Genomic DNA, 5,905 nt, shown 5'->3' with positions numbered 1-5,905 from the left:
GATGACCGGCGTGTCCTACCGGCGCTCTGCCGAGCTGGCGGGTGTGGTCGGCCCGTACGAGGGCTACGCGCGTAATGCGGAAGCGCACCAGCGGGTGATGCGCAAGCACGCCGCGGCCAACGACGCGATCCGCACGCTGCACGACAACGATGCCGCGGTCCGCTCCTTCGCCACCCAGGAGTGGCAGCGGGGGCTGAAGATCGGGGCGCGGACCGGCTGGCGCAACGCGCAGGCCAGCGTGCTGGCACCCACCGGCACCATCGGCTTCATGATGGACTGCGACACCACCGGGATCGAGCCGGACTTCTCGCTGGTCAAGTTCAAGAAGCTGGTCGGCGGCGGGTCGATGCAGATCGTCAACCAGACGGTGCCGCGGGCGCTGATCTCGCTCGGCTACCAGCAGGAGCAGGTCGAGGCGATCGTCGAGTACATCGCCCAGCACGGCCACGTCATCGACGCGCCAGGGTTGCGGCAGGAGCACTACAGCGTGTTCGACTGCGCCATGGGCGAGCGGTCCATCGCCCCGATGGGCCACGTGCGGATGATGGCGGCGGTGCAGCCGTTCCTGTCCGGCGCGATCTCCAAGACGGTGAACATGCCGGAGAGCTCGACGGTCGAGGAGATCGCCGACGTCTACTACCAGGGCTGGAAGCTCGGCCTCAAGGCGCTCGCGGTCTACCGCGACAACTGCAAGGTCGGCCAGCCGCTCTCCGACGCGAAGGCGAAGTCGAAGGACAAGGAAGTCGAGACGGTCGTCGTCGAGAAGCCCATCCGCAAGCGGATGCCGCGCTCGCGCCAGTCGATCACCACGTCGTTCAGCGTCGGCGGCGCCGAGGGCTACATGACCTCCGGTGCCCACGAGTCCGGCGAGCTCGGCGAGATCTTCCTCAAGCTCGGCAAGCAGGGCTCCACCCTGGCCGGCGTGATGGATGCCTTCAGCATCGCGATCTCGATCTCGCTGCAGTACGGCGTCCCGCTGGAGACGTTCATCTCCAAGTTCACGAACATGAAGTTCGAGCCCGCCGGCCTGACGGACGACCCGGACGTCCGCATGAGCCAGTCGGTCATGGACTACGTCTTCCGCCGCCTGGCGCTGGACTACCTCGACTACGAGACCCGCGCCGCCCTCGGCATCCACACCGCCGACGAGCGCCAGCGCTACCTCGACACCGGCTCCCACCAGCCAATCTCGGCCGGCAGTACCGCGGCCGAGCTCGTGGAGGACGAGCCGGCTGCCAAGGCCGAGGCAGCCAGCGTGGCCGAGGATGTCTCGGTCGAGGAGTCGGCGGCGAGCTCGGTCGTTGAGCCTGTCGAATCGACCGCGAAGCCGGCCCCGGCGTCCGCCCACACCTCCGCCGAGCTCCTGGAGGAGATCACCGGGGGAGCGATCGACTCACCGCTCTGCATGAACTGCGGCACCAAGATGCGTCCCGCCGGTTCTTGCCACGTCTGCGAAGGCTGCGGCAGCACCAGCGGCTGCAGCTGATGGCACCGGCGAGCTGCTAGCCGACCGTCCACATCATCAGCACGGAGAGCCAGGGCAGTCGATGACCATTGCCGACGTTCGCGAGCTTGCGGTTTCACTTGGGATCGCCGCGACTGTCGCCGTGGTATTGCGTTCCTACTTTCGAGCCTTCGAGTTCAACTGGCCGGAGCACTATTTTGGTCCCGACCAAGGACTCGAGCTCTTTGTCACTCGCAGCCTTCCTCGCTATGCGGTTTTTCGTTTGCTCCCCGTCGTTCTAGCGTTGTTGGTCGCCGGGGCACTTGCTTCCCGGCTTGAGTTGGCTAGGACGTTCACGATCCTTGTGAGTGCGGGCCTTTACGCTGCAGTGAGCATCGGGCCAGACCTCGCGAGATCGCTCTTCGGCAAGCCGCGAAAATGGCGAATCGTAGGCATGAATATCGTCCTCGTCGCCGGAGTTGCAGCTGCGGCCGTCATAATCGCTCTTGCAGGGTCTGGCGCCGACTCACTGGTTCCCCCGGCCCGGGAGTTCGTATTCGCGATCTGGATTTCCGTGTTCGTTTTCATCGCCAGCAAGGTTGCCCTCGTCCTCAGCTCAAGGCCTCGTGTCCGCGACCTTGTTGCGGAAGCCGAAGGGGAGACCGACAAAGCGCTTATGGAACGACTCGATGAAGCGGACCCCGGAGGACTTTTCCGGGCAGTCGCTGTCGCTGAGCATCTCAATCGGCCGAAATGGATGCGCATGGCGGAGCGATTGCTTAGGCCCCGGGACGGCACGTATGGACTCATGCAGATGAAGTCAGCAAAGCCCATCTCAGATACGGAATCCGTGCTCTTGTTCATTGACGAGTTCGCTGATCACGTGCCCCAGGAGGATGAATACTGGGATGAGAAGCGAACTGGGCGGGTCACCCGAAAGCACAATAGGAGCGAGGAGTTTCAGAAGCTGGTTTACGAGATCATGCAGGAACCCGGGTATCCGTATACCGGGGGTCTCTGAACTCGCCCGACTTCCTTGAATCGAAACTGGTTTGCGATCCTCGTTAGTCTTCGGAATGCCCGCTGCCGCTACGCCAGCAAGAACTCGGTGTAGCGCTGCTCCAGACGTGTTGTGTCTGGTCGGGCGGAGCGCAATCGCGGTAGCTTCATCAACTTCCGATCGTGCATGTCCTGCAAGCCATGGCGGAGCATCGGTCCATCGATCTCATCGAGAATGTCCTGCCGGATGTGCAGGGTCAGATCGTCAGGTCGGATGCCGAGAATGCGATTGTCGAAGGCCGCATGGTGGATCTTGCACATGGCCAGACCGTTAGGAACGACTGGCTGACCAAGTGGTTGGCCATCGCCGATGATGTGGGCTGCATCGAGCAGCTCACGATGTCCGAGATTGCACACGGAGCACCGGGCCTCGTACGCCTGCAGAACCTGTGAACGAAACACACGTTGATGCAAGCGCTGCTTGGTGAGTCGCTCCATGTAGCGCCTTGTGTCCCTATCAAGGTCACTAACTGGATCGAATATGCGCTGCGCAGCGTCCAACGCCAGCGTGAACTCGAGGTTGGCCGGATCATCCCCAACGACCCAAACCGGGTAGATGGGCTCGTACAGGCTCTCACCGATCCCCACGAACCAAATGAGTGGCAGTCGATCGAGGTATGCCCGGCGTAGTGCGACGTTTTCCGAGTGCTGAGGGTTATCGCCTCGATACTTGTAGCGCTGAAGTCCGTCCGCGCCGATCGCGTCCGCATACGGCGGTGTTTGGCCAGGAGCTGTGTAAGTCGTGCGGATGGCCAGGGCAGCATCGAGTTGTCGTGGCTTTCGGATGCCGCGCTGTCGATCCAAGAGTGCGATTCGCTCGCCGTCGTACTCGAACGTGGATAGCCAAGAGAAGTCCACTCCCACCGCGGGTCGCGCGTCGAGCCAGGACATGGCTGCACGTCTAAGTTCTAGTTCCGGCAAGCCCATGGAGTCAGTTCTACCTGGCGTCCTGGATTGCGTCATGCGATCTGCAGTCGAAGTTCGGCGCACTGCAGGCCAGTTGCACAGTTCCGTTCGTTCACTTGCTGTCGGCGGCGCTCCAAAACTGGACAGTTTCGGCGCTTGAAAAGTGAACGGTTTTGGGCAGTCTAGTTCTCGGTGTCGTCGGTGGTGGTGCGGATGCTGGGCAGGCTGTCGATGCCTCGTCCTCGGAGCCGGTAGCTGGCTCCTTTCAGGGTGAGGACGTCGGCGTGGTGGACGATGCGGTCGATCATCGCTGCGGCGACGGCTTGGTCTCCGAAGACTCCTCCCCAGCTGCTGAACGGCAGGTTGCTGGTGAGCACCAGCGAGGCGTGTTCGTAGCGGGAGGAGACGAGCTGGAAGAACAGGTTCGCGGCGTCTTGTTCGAACGGGAGGTAGCCGACCTCGTCGACGACGATCAGCCCGTATCGCCGCAGCCGGGCGAGCTCTTGCGGGAGTCGGCCTTGGCGGTGGGCTTCGGTGAGGCGGGTGACCCAGTCGGTCGCGGTTGCGAACAGGACCCGGTGTCCGTGCCGGGCTGCGACGATCCCCAGCGCGGTCGCCAGATGGGTTTTGCCGGTGCCGGGTGGGCCGAGGAGGACGACGTTGCGGGCCTCGGTCAGGAACCCGCCCGACGCCAGCGAGCCGACTTGCTGGCGGATGGCGGGTTGGGCGTCGAAGTCGAAGTCCTCGATCGTCTTGCGGGCACCGAACCCGGCGGCGCGGATCCGCAGCTCAGCGCCGGAGGCGTTGCGGGCGGAGACCTCTCGTTCCAGGACCGCGGCGAGGTAGTCCTCGAATGTCCAGCCAGCATCGCGCCCCTGATCGGCGAGCCGGGCCGCGGCTTCGGTGATCCGCGGGGCCTTGAGCGCGGCGGCGAGGTAGTGGATCTGCTTGACCGACTCGGTCGTCGTCTTCGCCGTGCCCATCAGCTGACCTGCCCGTCGAGCAGGCCGAACGCCCGGTCGTAGTCGCCGAGGTCCCGGACCAGGTCATCGTCGCTGTCGCGGACGGGCCGTGGCTGCTGGAACTGTCGGCGCAACCGGCCGGCAGCCTCGACATGTTCGGGATCGGTGAGCGTGATACCTCTGGCCCAGATCCGCTCGTGCTCGGCGACGACACGACCATCGAGGCGAACCTTGACCCGGTCCAGATCCGCGGCGACGTCGACCATCCGCCCGATCGCTGTCGGGTCGACGGAGTAGTCGTTGCTGTCGATCCGGACGTAGTAGTCCCGGCCCAGGCGGATCCGGTTCCGCCAGCCCAGATGCAGCGGGATCGGTGGCAACGCCAACATGCCCGCCCGATCGACATCGACCAGATCGGCCGGTGCGGCCTTGATCGTGCGGACCGTCCTGGTGTTCGCCATGGCGAGCCAGTCGCTGAACTGGGTGTTGAAGTCCGCCGGCGACGTGAACGTCCGTCCGGGCATGAACGAGGTCTCAAACCAGCCGTTGCGGCGCTCCACGATGCCTTTGGACTCCGGATCACGCGGTGGCAGCAGCACCAGTCTGGTCGCCAGGGTCCCCATGAACGCGGCGACGCCCTCAGCGCGGCGCTGGCCGCGGCCGATGCCGGGTTCGTTGTCCCAGATCAACCGGCGCGGGGCCCGGCCGAGCTCCTTGATCAGCTCCCACGAGCCCAACAGAAGGTCCTCGGTCTTCCTGGTCGGGATCATCCGTCCGAGCGTGAACCTCGAATACGCGGCGGTGACCACCAGAACCGGCAGCAGCTTCGCTGTCCCGTCTTCGAGCGGGATCTTGCATGGCGGGAACCACAGATCGCACTGCGCCGCGTCACCCGGCTCCCAGACGATCCGGTCCGCCGGATCAACCGGGCGATGCTCCGGCCGCAACCGTTTGACGTTCTCCGAGAACCACCGGATCGAACCCGTCCAGCCCACCCGCTCGGCCAGCACCGTCGCCGGCATATCCGGCGTCTCGACCAACAGCGCCCGAACCCGCGGCTCGAACACCACGAACGACGACGGCCCAGGCGTCCGGACATACCGAGGCGGCGACTCCGAGTTCACCGCCTTGATCACCGTGGTCCTCGAGATCTCCAACCGCGCAGCGATGCGCGTCTTCGGCACGCCCTCCGCGGCCAGCCTCCTGATCAGCGCCCAGTCCTCCAAAGTGATCACTCTCCAATCGTCGAGTGTTCACTTTTCACCGCCGAAACTGTTCAATTTTCGAGCGCCGTCGACACCTAGCCAGCCTCGTTTGATTCCTTTCGTGCCGAGGACGACGGCGGATAGACACATCACTATCGCCGACACCCCCCACGCTGCGAAGACTGATGTCATTGGGTGCTCCTCAATCGTCTGGTCACGGCCCGGCTTCTACGACGCTCTTGGAAGTCTGATGTACTCGCATTGCCAATGAGTCGTCAAGCCACGTCGGGCCTAACCCAGCCAAATTGGCGCCGTGAGCCCGTCGACAC

At 64.2% G+C, this 5,905-nt stretch carries 4 protein-coding genes and 1 pseudogene; 2 read left to right on the top strand and 3 right to left on the bottom strand.

The window, feature by feature from the left end; all coding sequences use genetic code 11:
• Both ACRDPN_RS07465 and ACRDPN_RS07460 read left to right on the top strand, forming a co-directional pair.
• Positions 1-1,486 (top strand): annotated as a pseudogene (locus ACRDPN_RS07465) (vitamin B12-dependent ribonucleotide reductase); the annotation flags it as partial.
• Between the two features lie 61 nt (positions 1,487-1,547).
• Positions 1,548-2,465: a hypothetical protein gene (locus ACRDPN_RS07460; protein ID WP_431446756.1), complete on the top strand. Its 918-nt coding sequence runs from the start codon at positions 1,548-1,550 to the stop codon at positions 2,463-2,465.
• A 68-nt stretch (positions 2,466-2,533) separates the two neighbouring features.
• Here the strand turns inward: ACRDPN_RS07460 and ACRDPN_RS07455 are convergent, their stop codons facing one another.
• The 3 genes from ACRDPN_RS07455 to istA all read right to left on the bottom strand — a co-directional run bounded on the left by ACRDPN_RS07455 (position 2,534) and on the right by istA (position 5,606).
• The gene (locus ACRDPN_RS07455; protein ID WP_431446754.1) at positions 2,534-3,394 is read right to left on the bottom strand and encodes an HNH endonuclease; all 861 of its coding nucleotides are present in this window, start codon (positions 3,392-3,394) and stop codon (positions 2,534-2,536) included.
• 197 nt (positions 3,395-3,591) lie between these two features.
• Entirely contained in the window at positions 3,592-4,392 is an 801-nt protein-coding gene (istB, locus tag ACRDPN_RS07450; RefSeq protein ID WP_431446753.1) for an IS21-like element helper ATPase IstB, read from the bottom strand.
• Positions 4,392-5,606, bottom strand: coding sequence for an IS21 family transposase (istA, locus tag ACRDPN_RS07445; RefSeq protein WP_431446752.1), 1,215 nt, complete (start codon positions 5,604-5,606; stop codon positions 4,392-4,394). The genes istB and istA overlap by 1 nt, the downstream gene beginning before the upstream one ends.
• Between the last annotated feature and the right edge of the window lie 299 nt (positions 5,607-5,905).

The organism is Aeromicrobium sp., assembly GCF_050700635.1.
Taxonomy (GTDB): domain Bacteria; phylum Actinomycetota; class Actinomycetes; order Propionibacteriales; family Nocardioidaceae; genus Aeromicrobium.
Note: the sequence above shows the minus strand (reverse complement) of the source record. Positions and strands in the feature narration are given on the sequence as shown.

Coding starts and splice junctions, on each gene's coding strand:
- istB (WP_431446753.1), bottom strand. CDS start 4,392: ATGGGCACGGCGAAGACGACGACCGAGTCGGTCAAGCAGATCCACTAC.
- ACRDPN_RS07460 (WP_431446756.1), top strand. CDS start 1,548: ATGACCATTGCCGACGTTCGCGAGCTTGCGGTTTCACTTGGGATCGCC.
- ACRDPN_RS07455 (WP_431446754.1), bottom strand. CDS start 3,394: ATGTCCTGGCTCGACGCGCGACCCGCGGTGGGAGTGGACTTCTCTTGG.